The organism is Ectobacillus polymachus (assembly GCF_048159605.1).
Lineage (GTDB): Bacteria > Bacillota > Bacilli > Bacillales > Bacillaceae_G > Ectobacillus > Ectobacillus polymachus.
Map to the genome: position 1 here is coordinate 436,085 of NZ_JBLREB010000002.1, position 15,060 is coordinate 451,144.

The following is a 15,060-nucleotide window of genomic DNA, read 5'->3' on the forward strand; positions in this document are numbered from 1 at the left end:
GAGTTAACGGCAAAAGCTGAGTGTAGAGGAGTAAAAAAGGGTGTGAGCCACGTTTTAACGGCGGAAAAAAGAAGTTTAACGGCGAAAAACTAGGGTGTAACGGCGAAACCACCGGAGTTAACGGCAAAAGCAGAGTGCGGAGGAGGAAAAAAGGGATCGTGCCACGTTTTAACGGCGGAAAAAAGAAGTTTAACGGCGAAAAAGTAGGGTGTAACAGCGAAACCACCGGAGTTAACGGCAAAAGCAGATTGCGGAGGAGGAAAAAAGGGTGTGAGCCACGTTTTAACGGCGGAAAAAAGAAGTTTAACGGCGAAAAAGTAGGGTGTAACGGCGAAACCACCGGAGTTAACGGCAAAAGCCGTGTGCAGAGGATGAAAAAAGGGATCGAGCCATATTTTAACGGCGGAAAAAAGAAGTTTAACGACGAAAAACTAGGGTGTAACGGCGAAACCACCGGAGTTAACGGCAAAAGCTGAGTGTGGAGGAGGAAAAAAGGGAGCGAGCTACATTTTAACGGCGAAAAAATAAGGTGTAACAGCAGCCCCCCTGACCTAACAACAATCCAACCAAATTGTTAGAATTTTCCTATTCAGTATGCTATGATAATTCGTACTAAACCACATACGAAAAGAGGGTATAAGATGAGCGTGAATCCAGTTCAAGATCTTGCAGTGGAAGTAAAAGAAAATCGGAAGTCGGAGCATGATGTGAGTCCGTTATTTTTAAATCGCTGGTCGCCGCGTGCGTATTCGTATCAACCGGTGTCGGATGAGGATTTGTACCAGGTGCTAGAGGCGGGGCATTGGGCTGCTTCTTCGTTTAATGATCAGCCGTGGCGGTTTATTGTGGCTAAGACAAAGGAAGATTTGAAGACGTTCCATGATTTTTTGAATCCTTTCAATCGTACGTGGGCTAGTAAGGCGCCAGTCCTTGTTCTTATTGCATCGGATACGCTGCGGGAGAATGGGGATAAAAACAGAGCGCATGCGTTTGATGCAGGTGCAGCTTGGGCAAATATAGCGCTGCAGGCGACGATTCTTGGATTGAGCACGCATGCGATGGGAGGGTTTGACCGCGAGCAAGCACGTAAGGTTTTGAATCTTCCTGATACGTATGAGGTTCATGCTGTTATTACGATTGGGTATCGCGGTGACAAAGAAATACTAGATGAAAGCCTTCAGGATCGGGAAGTTCCGAATACACGGAAGCCACTTGAAGAAGTTGTCTTCTTTGGAAAAGTAGAAAAATAAGAGTCTGATAGTAGACTCTTTTCTAGTTAAATCGGTTTTAAGAATATAAGTGATAAAAGTCAAAAAAATGGGGGAGTGGAAACATGATTCATGATATAAAGGAATATGTAAAATATTTAGATGGTGTTCATAAACGAACGATGCAATATGTGAAAGCAATACCCAATGAACTATTAGATTGGAAGCCTTCTGAAGATAAAATTTCTACAGGTGATTTATTGCGACATATCGCATCAGCTCGATTGATGTTTCTTGGTATATTTGAACATGGTTCGTGGACATACACAGGACATGATACTGGTAAGGGGGCTTCTCTTGAGGATATTTCAAATTATTTAGAGGAATGTCAGATTAAACTAACAGAGGGTCTATTAAAAGTAGGCAATGACGTGTTGACAAAAAGGGTTTTAACCCTTCATGGTCATGAGGTTAGTGTGTGGAGAATACTTATGGCAATTCCAGAACATGAAATCCATCATCGTGGACAACTCTCTACCTATTTACAACTGAACAAAATTGAACCACCTCAAATTTTCGGATTAAAAATTGAGCAAGTTAAATCATTATAATTATCACGTTGCACATTGTATAAAAAAGGAGGGTGTCCGCAGACACCCTCCTCTATTTACATTCAGCCGACTCCCAATAATTCCTTCAGCTCATCGGTTGTAAGTTCGGTAATCCAATTGTCGCTCGTAATAATGGCATCGTTTAGCGATTGTTTCTTTTCGAGCATTTCATCTATTTTTTCTTCTAATGTTCCGGTTGAGATGAGCTTGTGTACATGAACAAATCGTTTTTGACCGATGCGATAGGCACGGTCGGTTGCTTGGTTTTCCACGGCCGGATTCCACCAGCGGTCGTAGTGGATGACATGGTTAGCGGCGGTAAGATTGAGTCCGGTGCCGCCTGCTTTTAGCGATAAAATAAAGGTGTTGGCTTCGCCGTTTTGGAAGCTGTTGATCATCTTGTCGCGATCGTTTTTTCGAATGCTTCCATTTAGGAATAGCACGGGTTTTCCCGTGTGCGTTTCCAGTAGATGCTTTAGCATATTACCCATGCGAATGTATTGGGTAAAGATGAGACAGCTTTCGTTTTGCTCATGGATCGATTCGACGAGCTCTAGCAGCTTTTGGATTTTCATCGAACGTTCGCTAAGGCGCTGCGGATGTTCTTCCTTTAAGTACAAGGCTGGATGATTGCAGATTTGTTTTAGCTTGTTTAGCATGAGTAAAATAAAGCCGCGTCGTTCAATACCGGATAAGTGTTTTACATTCATAAGCGTATCCTGCACCATTTGTTCGTACAGAGAGGCTTGCTCGACGGTGAGTGTGCAGTATTCCTTCTGCTCTTGTTTGTCAGGCAGATTAAGCGCTACATCTGGGTCCTGCTTCGTACGGCGAAGGAGGAACGGCGAGATTAGTCTTTTCAGCTGCTTAATTTTTTCCTCATCGCGGTCTTTTTCAATCGGCGTGACAAAGCGGTTTTGAAAGGTAGAGAGACTGCCGAGATAGCCGCGATTTAAAAAGTCGAAAATAGCCCACAGCTCGGAAAGTCGGTTTTCCATCGGTGTTCCCGTTAGTGCGACCTTATGCCAAGCATCTAAGCTGCGAACGGCACGCGATTGTTTGGTTTGTGAGTTTTTAATATTTTGTGCTTCGTCGATCACAATGCTACTCCATTTATAAGAAGAGAGCTCCTCGCGATCTAAATTGGCTAGGGCATAAGACGTAAGAATAACATCTTTTCCAAAAAGAGAAGGAAGGAAATCGTCACCTTTCATTCGATTCGAGCCGTAGTGAAGACCGATTGATAAATCCGGTGAGAATCGTTCGAATTCCTTCTGCCAGTTTCCGAGTACAGATGTAGGAGCAATGACAAGCGCTGGTCCTTTTGTAATTCCTTGTTCCTTCATGTGTAAAAGATAGGCAATCGTTGTTAACGTTTTTCCAAGTCCCATATCATCGGCTAGCAGAGCACCAAAGCCGAGATCACGAAGGTAGAGAAGCCATTCGATTCCTACTTGCTGATAAGGCCGGAGCGTCGCGTGCAGATTGTCCGGTAAAGTTCGTTTTGGAATTTTGCCGATTTCCGTTAAACGAGATAGAACATTTTCGTAGTAGCTATCGAGTTCGATTTGAATTTCAGAGAAGGGATTGTCATCCTCCTCGGTTGCTTCGGTTTCAGATCCGCGCAGCAGCTCTTGCTGCAGCAAATCCTTCATTTCTAATCCGCGTCGTTCTGCCTTGTCCATCAGCTTCTTCACTCGTTCGATAAATTCAGGATCAAGGCGAATCCACTGGCCGTTCACATTGATGAGATGTCGATTTTGCTGCATAAGGGAACGGAATTCCTCTTCGGAAAACTCCACACCGTCTGTAGAAATACGCCAATTGAATTGGACGATGGTGTTCATGCCAAAGAAGGACTCACCGCTGCCTTTGTTATCACTCTTTACCTTGGCGCGCAAGGAGAATTTCGTCGTTTTTAACTGCTGCCACCAAGAAGGAAGAAGAATATCGACACCGGATGCTAATAGCTCATTGCTTGCTTCGGTTAAAAATTTCCAAGCCTCCGATTCATATAGTTCATGGCGAAGCTGCCTTTCTTCGACGAGCCATGGTACGAGTTTTTCCCAGCCTGCGTATGTTTGGAGAATGTTTTCATAATATCCTCTCCACCGTTTTGGCAGCGAAGCTTCATCAGTGAATATATATGTTTTTTGCCCGCGCTTAGGCTCAAGAATTGTTTCAAGCTTCCATAGTTCAAACTCTTCCTGCGGCTCAAGTAGACGAAGTCCGATTGTGAAAGGTTTATCGTCGTCTAGATAACCGATTTTCGTAAGCCAGTCCTCTTCATGAGCTGCGATCGTAAGAAGCTTCCTAGCAAAGTCAGGATACTCATAAAGCCGCGCTGCTTTTTCCCATGCTTCATTTTGCGGCTCTGTTGTTCGAATCGTCTCATTAATAGCATCTGAGAAAAGCTTGGAAAGGACCTTTGTAAGATTTTTGTTGTTTGGTGTTGTCCAAGCAACTTCCTCATTCCAACGCTCCATATCAGGGATAAAGGTACTTTCTTTATAGCCTGACCATAGCTCCGTTGCTTCCTCATGGATGCTCATAATTTCTTGGCCGTAGGAGGTGATGGTAAAGGAGTTATGTGGTAATACTGCAACGAACTCCAACGCCTCTGTTGACGTAAGATAAAACCCATTTTTTCCATTGTAATGGAGGTCCTTAATAAAGGTACCGAAATACGTCGTGGAATGCCAAGTGAAGGCATCGCGTTTCCAGCTGAATGGCTCGATGATTTGTTTCTTATCATCTTCTCCCCAAACGAACCAACCTTCAGGTAGCTGCTCAAGCCGAAGAGTTATATTATCTTTCCTCATCGATTAACTTTCCTTTCCGTAGTTCTTCTTGAAATGCCCGCAAGCGTGAGTAGGTTTTCGATAGCATTGCAATATACGAATCCCATTCTGTCTGCCTTTTCAGCTTTCGATAGAGAATGCGAAGTCGCTTTAAATACCGAACTGCCATCCGGTAAGACTGTCTATTTTTTAATTGAACGGTTTGTATAACTGCATGATGATAAAGGGGAAGAACAGCTTCTTGATCTTCCTTTTCGATTTCCTTTAACGTTCCGCGCAGCGATTCAATTGAGTCATTGTCCATGACTATTTGCAGCTCCGTCCACGTCCGATATTGCTTTCTTGCTAGCAAATATTGATCATATTCATAGAAGCTATAAGGAAGAAGGTCTTGAATCATCATCTCATAGCCAGGCTCTTCATTCGTTTCTTCGGCAAATAAAGAATAGGTTGATAAGTAGAATCGAACCAAATCCCGTTTCTTGTACACATTTTCTTCCTGTTCTAAATAAATCTTCAGCTTATGATAGATAAACGATAACCACAGCTTAACGCGATCCCACTCCACATTGTTCGCAAGCTCCTGAAGCCAGTAGAAATAGAGCTCAACAAGAAGATAGGACTGCGAATCTAAATATTCCATCGCTTTGTCATCCTGTTTTTGCAAAAAGGCAAGATGAGCGTAGGTAAGCGCTGGAAGCAAAGGCTCCGTTTGCTTGGCAATCCGCAGCGCTTCCTCTTCCAGCCAAGGTTCACGATTCAGCAAGAGTCCCCAAATGTGCCGATAATAATAGAAGCGCTCATAGATGTAATCCGTGTGAGAAAAAAATAAAGTATGAACCGTCTGTCCTGTTGCTACGAGTATGGTTTCATAGTCAGGAGGAATGGACACACTCGCTAGTTTATGGATGATCATGGAAGCTTCTTCTACAAAGCGCTGGGCAACTGAGGACGGCTTATAATACGAATGAATGCGATTCGTTTCATACTCTTTTGCTAAATCTAGCAATCGTTCAAAACAAAACAGAGCTGCATTCAATTCAAACAGCTCACGCAAAATAGATTTCCGCGGTGCCTTCCGCGATAGTTTCATGTACAAATCTTCAAATACATTTACAAGCAGATACGCTTTACGAAACGGAAACCGATTCTGTTCCGCAATAAACGCATCATAATCTTTATTAAAATAGGAAATCCAGCTGTTATAATCTAGATCCTCAAAGTGGGAAAGCTGCATCAGCTGCTTTGCCGTCTTCATTTTTGGCAGAATATCAGCCGGTTTATCCTTATCCTTAAATCGTTTCATTACATCGCCTACAAGACCAAAGCTTGCAGCTATGTAAAAGAGAACAGCAATCTCATGCTCACAATAACCGTCTTGAAAGCAATTGCAAACACTTCCGCTCACATTGGAAACAGGAATTTCAACTGAATAAATGGAACCCTCACTCTCTACCGTTCCTTGCAGCATATCATCCTGCAAAAACACATTGTACACGCGACCTTGCCGATACAAATGCAGTCCACTAGCCATCATCAACCGATCTGGCTCCGACTTTGGATCAAGCGTCTCAATAATTTGATCTGAAATTCTTAGTACATCATCTTTGTTCATTGAATCCTGTAACATAAAATTCCTCCATCATGTGAAAAACTCCATCCGAAATTCCTATCCTTTCATTATAACCGAAATTTTAAAAGAGTAGAAAAAAAGCGATGTATATTTTTAGGTGAATGATCTGGAGCTTCCATGATAGAGGAAAAGTAGGAGAGGAGTGCGAGGCGGGGAGAGCGGATCGTAGATGTAAGGGGAGTCTCACTATATATAAAACTATCTAAATGAAAGGAAGTACTGATTTACTTTGTTTAAAGGCACTTTCGATTCATTTCCTTCAATCCCAAACATATTTCCAATTAGCTTTACATACTCGTCAAAAACAATTATCGTCCCGCTCCTATTCATCCACCAAGAATGGGGATTAAAGCCGGGGGTGTCTACACCAACATACGTGAATTGAATTCCCGTATCTTTATACACCTTGTCAAAGTTCATTTTCGTTCGTCTTGTGTGAAAATTGGATGTAACAACAATGGCAGATTTTAGATTGTGTTTGATCATAATATCCTTTGTATATAGGGCATTCTTATATGTACTATCTGCCTTTGTTTCTAAAAGTACAGAATGTTTTGGTATATTCGCTTTATTTGTGTAAGCTACCATATAATCTTCATTGGCATTGGTGAGAATTAAATAAGGAGCATCATGCTGCTTGTATAAGGAAATCCCCTTCTGAATCCGATTTTCTCCTCCGCTTAGCACGATGATAGCATCTGCCTTTTTAGGAGGTTCATTTATTACTAAAAACGATCCTAATCCATATGCAATTCCATATAATGCAATAAGAAGGAGCAGGAGAAACATAACCAAATGTTTTATACCCCGTCTCTTTTTTCTATTGTGTAAAACAAGCATTGATCAAATCCCCCTCTTAGGGCATTTTACTATAGGATAGACCGCAGTAGTTTAAAGATTATGAAAAGAATTTTTACGTGTGTGATTTTGTAAGCTAGAAGTTAAAGACGTATGAATAGCAAAAAAAGCCCGATTGGACGGGCTTACTCCAAAGTAGGAAGATGGGGAAGTTAATCAATCTATTTTTAACGTATCCGCGTAATCATAAGATATAATTTCTCGATCTTCTGTATAGATCCAGCCATCTTCTTTATGAGAAAAGTCACTTATTGCTACAGAACCATAATCTTTAAAATGGTCATAAACTTGTTGTAATATTTTAATCTCTTCATGATTGAATAATGTATCATCAAATGATTGTAGAGATTTAATATTGATTTTTGTGTAATCATTTATAAATTCGTACTCAATATCAATGATCTCATTTTTAGCTATGGTTGATAAAAGTAAATCATGATCTTTCGGTACAGGTCCATATGGTAGACGAACATATGGGATTCCGCTTATAGAAAGTAAGTTGCGTTTATAATTTAGAAAATCAGCATAGAATAGTAACTTCATCAATTTCGTTTTTGGAACGCCGTTTTCAGCAAAAAATAGTACCATGTTAATTAATTTGCTGAGGCTGAAAGAACTGTAACCCGATTCAATTGTTTTCTCATATAATTTATAGTTAATATGAAGAACGTCATGTAATCCTTTTTCCACTGTTATTTGATCTGTATTTACTAGCTTTTCATTAATTTTCGTCTGTTCTTTCTCATTAAATTTATGCTTAGTAAGTTTATAATACTCATCAATTGCTTCTGGATGTTCTTTTAGACGTCTCAAAACAGTCATATGGGAGGAGTCAGGAATATACTTTCCTGTTTCATAACGTGCAATTGTCGCCTTACTCCAACCCAGAATACGGGAGAATAAATCCATAGACAAACCATATTGGTTACGTATAGATTTTATTTCTTCAAGAGACAATCCGACACGTTCCTCGTACATACTTGTAAGTGTTCTCATTGTTTCTGAATCCAAGCCTTCATCATATAACTCTTCACCACAGTCACATAGTAGAACACGTTCATTTATTTCAAAAGATTCACCTTTAAAAGTATAGTTCGATTGGCGTTCAACTATCTTAGCATTAACATCTTTTTGGCAATTATTGCAATACTTGATTTTTGTTGTCCCTGCCATAGTAGTGTCCTCCATTGTTTATTCCCCCCATACGTAAAGTTCATTAACCGAAAGGTATTTTCACCAATCTTTGTGGAAAGATAAACACACACACCCGCGGTGATCGATTTTTATTTTGATATAAATCAATATGCCATTTACTTCTCTTTTGAAAATCCAAATAACTTTGCCGTCTTTTGGCCTATCTACATCTATACAGGGTCCATCGACATAGTCATTTGGAGTTAACTTGAGTGTCTCTTCCCACACTTGATTGACATTCGTTAAGCCAATCTCAAGAAGAGCTTCTATCCATTTCACCTTCTTACCGGATGGATGGTCGTATGTTCTTTTGATGAAATCTTTCTTTCCCATAGAGATGAGTTGTTTAGCTTCCCGAAGAAAGGCCTTTTTAGCATTAAAATCCGTCAAAAGAAATTCCCCATTAAGAGCAAAACATGATCATCCCCGTTACAAGTAGTATATACAAAAATGGTATCAATTGATACCGAAAACAGTTAATTTTACAAAATTTGTATTTTTCCGATACTTTATGTAACGAGGGGAACAACGAAGGACATAATTCGATTATATTGTGTATTCCTTAATATGGAAATGTTTTATATTTAACGATTTGCTTACAAAAAATGTTGTACATACGAATCTGACAAGATTGCATCAATTAAAGAAATGGTTTTGTTTTCAAACACGTAGTTCGTATCTTGTAAAAACGGCTTTTGAGCACCTGCTGCTACGCCGTATTGTTTGATTTCGTAGTGACTGGTTTTGGTTGTTCCTTCTTTGATTTGTACGATCAGCTTATACCGAGTGTCATCGTTTGGAATTGAGAAATCAATAGAAATGTCGGTATGAGCAATTCCTTCTTTTTCGTAGGTATGCTTTCGCGGCGTTCCAATCCAATCTGGTTTGGTGTCATTGACATGCATGGTAATAGAACTCCTTTTTTTCATCTATTATATACAAAACAAGCAATCCCCCACAAATGAGAAGGATTGCTTGTTATTTATTCTAAAATTCGTACGGTTACGGTTTTACGTCCCCATTGATTGGCCTGGTCTAAGGTAGGAAGTAATACATCAATGCGGTTTCCTTTAATAGCGCCGCCTGTATCACCGGCAATTGCTTCGCCATAGCCTTCTACCCATACCTTCGTTCCGAGTGGTATGACTTTAGGGTCTACGGCAATCAATTTCATGCCAGGATTTTTTTGTATGTCATAGCCTGCAGCTGTCAGATCGCTATTTCCTGCTTCACTTGCACAATAAGAAGTTGCGACCACTTGAATTTCTTTTGCAGCGGCTACTTTCGGCTGTTCTTTAAGTTGTTCTTTATGCTGTTCTTCTGCAGGAGCCTGCGTTTGCTTCGAGTCAGCTTGCTTGGCCTCTAGATATTGTGTAGGGACATAGGCGGCTTCGCCATTATACTCAATTTTAGCCCATCCATTTTGGACAGGTGACACGATCTTTACTTGTTGTCCTTGGGTTAGTAGTCCGATAATCGGATAATCAAGTCCAGCACCTGATCTTACATGAAGAGTAGTTGCTTGAACATATTGTGTTTCATCTTTTGTAAAATCGACTTGCAGCGATTTATTATCTTGTTTTTGTATTTGTAAATCCTGTCCATATAGGGCATTCCCTAAAATAGGAGCTTGCCCGATAGGCAGGGAATTTGTATTTACCATAGTTGCTGCATCTGCTGGAGCTGAGAAAAAGCTAATTCCTAAGATAGCTCCCGTTACGATTGTTAGTAGTCTTTTCATTCATTACCTCCTAAAAACGACTTCTTCGGCAATCTTAACAGATAATAAATCTATTTCTTCGAATATCACACAACCAAAATGGAACTGTAATATGCTGTTAATGGTTTGTAATCAGTGAAAATATGGTAGAATTGAAGTAGAGGCAGTCGTATCATAGATTCATCACAGTTTCCACAAAAAGGGAATATGACAGATGATGTATATTTCCTGAGAAATAGTAGGAAATATGTAATAGATCTGTCGATTCGCTATATTTTCGCACTGCATAAGGTCAGTTTCGCTTTATTTGCAAGAGGAAAAGGAATCAAAAGTTGAAAATATCGTTACAAAATCCGCAATTTTTTATGTCGGATAGGTTGCCTTTATTTAGAAAATATGATATTATCTACTTGTAAGCGATTACAAAACAGATAAATCTAGAAGTTAACAAGATACAGAGGGATGCAGCTGTGAAAAAGTACGAACGAAAATGGAAACAAATTTGTTTGAAGCGTCAGGCTATCTTACTTCGCGAGCATGAAGCAGTAGATTTACAAAAAGCTGAGAAGACGGAAATCGAACGGGGAAAGTCTTCCGCAGCTCATGCAGGATGATACATAAGCCGTAGATGGTTGGGAGCCATTTCTTATGGATCAAAAACACGTTAAATTAAATGGGGTACATTATATAAAGAAAAGCAGAGATTGGGGAATCTCTGCTTTTTGTATTTCTAAGGATATATTTAGTACATACAAAAAAAAGTCGTCTTACCTAATGGTAAAACGACTTTTTTGATTTTAATACGGCTTTGAATAGCCGAGGAAGTGTTTGCTCCAATAAGAGTTGTTTACTGATGATACGGTTACGCCGTTATCAGCTGCACTTATAAATGTACCATTTCCGAGGTAGATACCCATGTGAGAAGCACTACTTGAGCCATTACCTGTTGTACCTTGGAAGTAGACGAAATCGCCTGGCTGCGGATTAGTTGTTTGCGTTAAGCTGTTCCAATAGCCATTAGCGCTTTGGCGTCCAAAGGAGAAGCCAAATTTATTATACACATGATAAATGAAGCCGCTGCAATCAAATCCACCTGGTGTTGTGCCGCCCCATTTATAAGGTGTTCCTTCTAACGATTTTGCATAAGATAGTAAGGCTGACACGTTAGAAGAAGGAGACGCTGGCTTTTGGTTTTGCGCTGGTGCTTGAGGCTGCGTTTGCGTCTTTGCAGGAGCTTGGCTTTGTGCTGATGCTTGAGATTGCGTCTTCTCCTTTGTAGGAGCCGGTGCAGAAGCAGTTTCATTTGCTTGTGCTATTGCATCTACTTTTGTATCGGATACAAAGCTTTTTCCAATATAGCCGGTTTGTCCGTTATAGGAAATCTTAAGCCAACCGTTATCTTCGCCGGTTACTTTCACCTTGTCGCCGTAGGATACGGAGCCAATTGCATCAAATTGTGTACCTGCGCCGCTTCGTACATTTAATGAGCTAGTCTTTACGTAATAATCCTGTGCCTTTGCAGCAGGCTGAGCTTGTTCATTACCTGCTGGTTGTTTCACAGCAGACCCTGCTTGTTCATTACCTGCAGGCTGTGTTTGCACAGTAGGCTGTTCAGCTTTTGCCTGAGGAGCTGGTGTGCTGTCAGCATTCGCTTGCTCAGTTGCCTTTGTGTCTGATTTCGCTTGCACTTGTGCATCTGCTTTGTTTGTAGACTTAGCCGCTTCTACTTGTGCTTGTGATACATATTTTTTATTAATATAGCCGGTTTGTCCATTAAAGGTAACCTTGAACCAACCGTTATCTTCGCCGCTTACTTGTACTTTATCGCCGCGAGTAATCGTATTTAGAATGTCAGATTGGGCACCTGCACCGCTTCGGATGTTAAGGCCATCTGCGGTTACATAATAGTCGGTTGTTTTCGGTTCAAATTTCACATATTGAGCACTTACATAGCCTGTTTTGCCGCCTCGGTCAATTTTGTACCAGCCGTTTTCGATGCCAGTTACTTTTAGGACCTCACCTTGCGTGACACCTCCGATAACCGGATGATAGATAGCTGCCCCTGTACGAATACGTAAGGAGGGAACATCCACTATGTAACTACCATTTAGCTCTCCTGTTTGCAAGGATTGCGTCACGGTTTGATCTTGACCGCCGTGCGATACATAGTCCTTGCTGACGTAGGCTGTTTGGCCTTTATAGGAAATTTTATACCAATTCTGTAACTCCCCAACGACCTGAACTACATCACCTCTAGATAAATCGCCAATGACATCATGGGATGTACTTGGACCTGTTCGAACGCGAAGGGAAGATACCGTAACTTTATAATCGTTATCTGGCGCACTGGCACTTTGTGCTAGAAAATCTTTGCTGACATAGGCCGTTTGCCCGTTATATTGTACTTGATACCAACCTTGCACTTCTCCTAAAACCTTAAGGGCATCTCCTTGCATCACATGACCGAGAATTTCATCACTCGTGCTAGGACCCTTTCTGACATGTAAACTGTCTGCTTGAACCGTAAAATCATTTGAGCTTTGAGTGTGCTGTTGGTCTGCTGAGACAGGGGCAGCTTGTACTTCAGGAGCTGCTTGTGCTACCTCTGCAACTGCTCCCCCCACCACAGACACTGCTGCAATACTGGCGAGAACGCTTTTCATCTTTTATTACAACCTTTCTATATTTTTATGAAAATATTGGGTTACACCCATAGAAAATACTAGAATAGCTATCTCTTGTAGTCAATAAACATTAAATAATTGGCATATATAAACAAACACTCATAAAACGTGCTTTCCACCATTTGGAACATAAAAATAAAGAAGTTGGATAAACTATTTTACAATAAAAAATACATACCTAAATGCCTGTAGAAATAAGATGAAATGGGTAGAAATATGTCATATGAAAAAAGTGTTACATGGAAAAAAGCGGAATATTTATACTCGATTATCTGACATTTTATCGTATGAAAGAAGGTTGGAAAATGAAGAAAATTTTAGTTTTTATCCTGTTCCTAGCCTGCTCGAATCAAGCTATGGCAGCTGAAGCAAATATTGAGAAGGAAAACACGATGTCTGTACTTTGGTATCAAACATCCGCCGAGGCGAGGGCGCTCTATTATCAAGGCTTTCAGCTCGGCAAGATGAAGCTGCAAGAGGCTCTGCGCAATAAGCCAAAGGAGCAGAAAAAGCCACTGGCCGTTGTGCTCGATTTAGATGAAACGGTATTCGATGATAGTCCTTTTTTGGCGAAGGCCATTCTTTCAGGCACGAAGTCGTCTCTGCTTTGGAACGATTGGGTTCGGCAAGCAAAGGCTGCCCCTCTCCCAGGCAGTATTGATTTCTTAACCTATGCAAACGGAAAAGGAGTCGACATTTTCTATGTAAGCAATCGCAACCAAGCATATCTAGATGCGACGCTTCTCAATTTACAGCGTATCGGTGCACCGCAGGCAACTAAGGAACATGTGCTCCTGCAGACAGGTGAAAAGGGGAAGGAAGCCCGCCGCCAAAAGATAGCTGCTACTCATACGACTGTGCTCTATTTTGGCGACAACATCAATGATTTTGCTGCATTTGATGGCGAGTCTGTACAGAAGCGAAACGAGGGAGTCGATCAGAACCGAATGAAATTCGGACAAAATTATATTATCTTTCCCAACCCGATGAATGGTGATTGGGAGCAGGCCCTTTACAACTATGAGAGGAAAACAGATGAGGAGAAGCAGAAAATACGGCAATCGTATTTACGATCTTATTAAGCTCTCACAGATTGTGTAGAGCTTTTTTCTTTTCTGTTGTCACAAACGAGGAGGTCAAATCGTTTTAAGGGTAAAGGGGGAAGAAAAGATGAAACATATTGTGATTTTAGGCGGAGGGTATGCTGGTATCAATTTACTAAATGGATTAAAAAAAGAATTAGGCCCGTTACTCGGAAAAGAAGTGAAAATTACGTTGGTGGATAAAAACTCGTTTCATTTTCGAAAGGTTTTGTTGTTTAAAACAATTGTTGAAGATGCCGATTTGAAAGTCCCACTAGAAAGGTATTGTACAGAGGGAATGGAATATGTAAAAGGTGAAGCAATCGCATGTAATCACGATAAAAAAGAGGTTGCGATAAAAATAGAAACGGAACAAATACAAACGATACCATATGATTATCTCGTTCTCGCTTTAGGGAGTGTGATGCGGGAAGTTCCGAGTACGCAAGGCGGGGTAACATTAAGCAATATGAAGGCTGCTTTAGACATCAGACAAAAATTGCTTTCCCTCATTCAAGTAGCGAAAACAGAGGAGAATAGAGAAGTAAGAAGGAAATTATTACGGATTGCTATTGTTGGTGGAGGGATTACAGGTATTGAGACGTCTTGCGAATTATGTGTTTGGTTGAAAGAAGAAGTTCAAAAAGCAGGGCTTGATCCAGATGAGGTAGGGGTCATCTTGTTTGACGCAAAAGATTATGTATTACACGGGGCGCCTGTAAAAGTAAGCGAAAGATTAGCGTACGAACTTGAAAAGCTTGGGATAACGCTTCTATCGAAAACAAGAGTAAAGCAATTTGAAAATGGTCAAATACTTTGTACAGATGGAACCACCTATGCAGCGGGAGAGTGCATTTGGACACCAGGGGTTAAAGTGAATCTCCAAGAATTCCATTTTCCGCTATCTCATACGAATCAGATCGTCGTTACGGATACGTATCGTATAGAAGGGTACTCTCATATTTTTGCAATCGGCGACTGTGCAAGAATTATAGATAAAAAGACGAATCAAGTGGATGGAATGACATGCAAAGAAGCGATTCCGCAAGTAGCGCGGTTAAGCAAAATTTTAAAGAATGAGATAAGCGGAATAGCTAATTTTATTACTCATAAAGCTTATCCGGTTAAATTATATTGTATTAGTCTAGGACCTAACAATGGCTTTGTTTGGGTTCAGAAATGGGGACTCGATTTTATCGTATCAGGAAAGATGGGTGCTCGGATTCGAGAACGAACATGGGATCAAGCGAGTTTACTAGTTTAAGTGAG

At 40.7% G+C, this 15,060-nt stretch carries 14 protein-coding genes; 6 read left to right on the forward strand and 8 right to left on the reverse strand.

Annotated elements, in window-relative coordinates; translation table 11 throughout:
• The first annotated feature begins 158 nt into the window (after nt 1–158).
• The 3 genes from ACM5BR_RS12765 to ACM5BR_RS12775 all read left to right on the forward strand — a co-directional run bounded on the left by ACM5BR_RS12765 (nt 159) and on the right by ACM5BR_RS12775 (nt 1,819).
• Entirely contained in the window at nt 159–476 is a 318-nt protein-coding gene (locus tag ACM5BR_RS12765; RefSeq protein WP_416828343.1) for a hypothetical protein, read from the forward strand.
• A 165-nt stretch (nt 477–641) separates the two neighbouring features.
• Nucleotides 642–1,250, forward strand: a complete 609-nt coding sequence (locus tag ACM5BR_RS12770; protein ID WP_416828344.1) for a nitroreductase family protein — start codon at nt 642–644, stop codon at nt 1,248–1,250.
• Between the two features lie 83 nt (nt 1,251–1,333).
• Nucleotides 1,334–1,819, forward strand: a complete 486-nt coding sequence (locus tag ACM5BR_RS12775) for a DinB family protein (protein ID WP_416828345.1) — start codon at nt 1,334–1,336, stop codon at nt 1,817–1,819.
• A 62-nt stretch (nt 1,820–1,881) separates the two neighbouring features.
• Here ACM5BR_RS12775 and ACM5BR_RS12780 read toward each other — a convergent pair whose 3' ends face one another.
• The 7 genes from ACM5BR_RS12780 to ACM5BR_RS12810 all read right to left on the reverse strand — a co-directional run bounded on the left by ACM5BR_RS12780 (nt 1,882) and on the right by ACM5BR_RS12810 (nt 10,046).
• Nucleotides 1,882–4,641: a DEAD/DEAH box helicase gene (locus ACM5BR_RS12780; protein WP_416828346.1), complete on the reverse strand. Its 2,760-nt coding sequence runs from the start codon at nt 4,639–4,641 to the stop codon at nt 1,882–1,884.
• A complete protein-coding gene (locus ACM5BR_RS12785) occupies nt 4,628–6,250 on the reverse strand; it encodes an SWIM zinc finger family protein (RefSeq protein ID WP_416828347.1) in 1,623 nt (540 codons plus the stop codon). Before ACM5BR_RS12785 ends, ACM5BR_RS12780 begins: the two co-directional genes overlap by 14 nt.
• A 201-nt stretch (nt 6,251–6,451) precedes the next feature.
• Complete coding sequence (locus ACM5BR_RS12790; RefSeq protein WP_416828348.1) at nt 6,452–7,093, reverse strand: YdcF family protein; 642 nt, start codon at nt 7,091–7,093, stop codon at nt 6,452–6,454.
• A gap of 174 nt (nt 7,094–7,267) precedes the next feature.
• Entirely contained in the window at nt 7,268–8,284 is a 1,017-nt protein-coding gene (locus tag ACM5BR_RS12795) for a type II TA system antitoxin MqsA family protein (protein ID WP_416828349.1), read from the reverse strand.
• 60 nt (nt 8,285–8,344) lie between these two features.
• On the reverse strand, nt 8,345–8,695 hold the full coding sequence (locus tag ACM5BR_RS12800) for a hypothetical protein (RefSeq protein WP_416828350.1): 351 nt from the start codon (nt 8,693–8,695) through the stop codon (nt 8,345–8,347).
• Nucleotides 8,696–8,901: 206 nt separating this feature from the next.
• Complete coding sequence (locus ACM5BR_RS12805) at nt 8,902–9,210, reverse strand: DUF3910 family protein (RefSeq protein WP_416828351.1); 309 nt, start codon at nt 9,208–9,210, stop codon at nt 8,902–8,904.
• A 77-nt stretch (nt 9,211–9,287) separates the two neighbouring features.
• Entirely contained in the window at nt 9,288–10,046 is a 759-nt protein-coding gene (locus tag ACM5BR_RS12810) for a 3D domain-containing protein (protein WP_416828352.1), read from the reverse strand.
• 449 nt (nt 10,047–10,495) lie between these two features.
• Between ACM5BR_RS12810 and ACM5BR_RS12815 the strand changes: the two genes are divergently transcribed.
• Nucleotides 10,496–10,639, forward strand: coding sequence for a hypothetical protein (locus tag ACM5BR_RS12815; protein WP_416828353.1), 144 nt, complete (start codon nt 10,496–10,498; stop codon nt 10,637–10,639).
• Between the two features lie 183 nt (nt 10,640–10,822).
• Here ACM5BR_RS12815 and ACM5BR_RS12820 read toward each other — a convergent pair whose 3' ends face one another.
• Entirely contained in the window at nt 10,823–12,688 is a 1,866-nt protein-coding gene (locus ACM5BR_RS12820; protein ID WP_416828354.1) for an SH3 domain-containing protein, read from the reverse strand.
• 308 nt (nt 12,689–12,996) lie between these two features.
• Between ACM5BR_RS12820 and ACM5BR_RS12825 the strand changes: the two genes are divergently transcribed.
• On the forward strand, nt 12,997–13,791 hold the full coding sequence (locus ACM5BR_RS12825) for a 5'-nucleotidase, lipoprotein e(P4) family (protein WP_416828600.1): 795 nt from the start codon (nt 12,997–12,999) through the stop codon (nt 13,789–13,791).
• An 88-nt stretch (nt 13,792–13,879) separates the two neighbouring features.
• A complete protein-coding gene (locus ACM5BR_RS12830; RefSeq protein WP_416828355.1) occupies nt 13,880–15,055 on the forward strand; it encodes an NAD(P)/FAD-dependent oxidoreductase in 1,176 nt (391 codons plus the stop codon).
• Nucleotides 15,056–15,060 lie beyond the last annotated feature (5 nt).

Bases quoted from the DNA above. Each gene is read 5' to 3' on its own strand.
- ACM5BR_RS12790 (WP_416828348.1), bottom strand. From the start codon at position 7,093: ATGCTTGTTTTACACAATAGAAAAAAGAGACGGGGTATAAAACATTTG.
- ACM5BR_RS12780 (WP_416828346.1), bottom strand. From the start codon at position 4,641: ATGAGGAAAGATAATATAACTCTTCGGCTTGAGCAGCTACCTGAAGGT.
- ACM5BR_RS12830 (WP_416828355.1), top strand. From the start codon at position 13,880: ATGAAACATATTGTGATTTTAGGCGGAGGGTATGCTGGTATCAATTTA.
- ACM5BR_RS12825 (WP_416828600.1), top strand. From the start codon at position 12,997: ATGAAAGAAGGTTGGAAAATGAAGAAAATTTTAGTTTTTATCCTGTTC.
- ACM5BR_RS12820 (WP_416828354.1), bottom strand. From the start codon at position 12,688: ATGAAAAGCGTTCTCGCCAGTATTGCAGCAGTGTCTGTGGTGGGGGGA.
- ACM5BR_RS12805 (WP_416828351.1), bottom strand. From the start codon at position 9,210: ATGCATGTCAATGACACCAAACCAGATTGGATTGGAACGCCGCGAAAG.
- ACM5BR_RS12770 (WP_416828344.1), top strand. From the start codon at position 642: ATGAGCGTGAATCCAGTTCAAGATCTTGCAGTGGAAGTAAAAGAAAAT.
- ACM5BR_RS12810 (WP_416828352.1), bottom strand. From the start codon at position 10,046: ATGAAAAGACTACTAACAATCGTAACGGGAGCTATCTTAGGAATTAGC.
- ACM5BR_RS12785 (WP_416828347.1), bottom strand. From the start codon at position 6,250: ATGTTACAGGATTCAATGAACAAAGATGATGTACTAAGAATTTCAGAT.
- ACM5BR_RS12775 (WP_416828345.1), top strand. From the start codon at position 1,334: ATGATTCATGATATAAAGGAATATGTAAAATATTTAGATGGTGTTCAT.
- ACM5BR_RS12795 (WP_416828349.1), bottom strand. From the start codon at position 8,284: ATGGCAGGGACAACAAAAATCAAGTATTGCAATAATTGCCAAAAAGAT.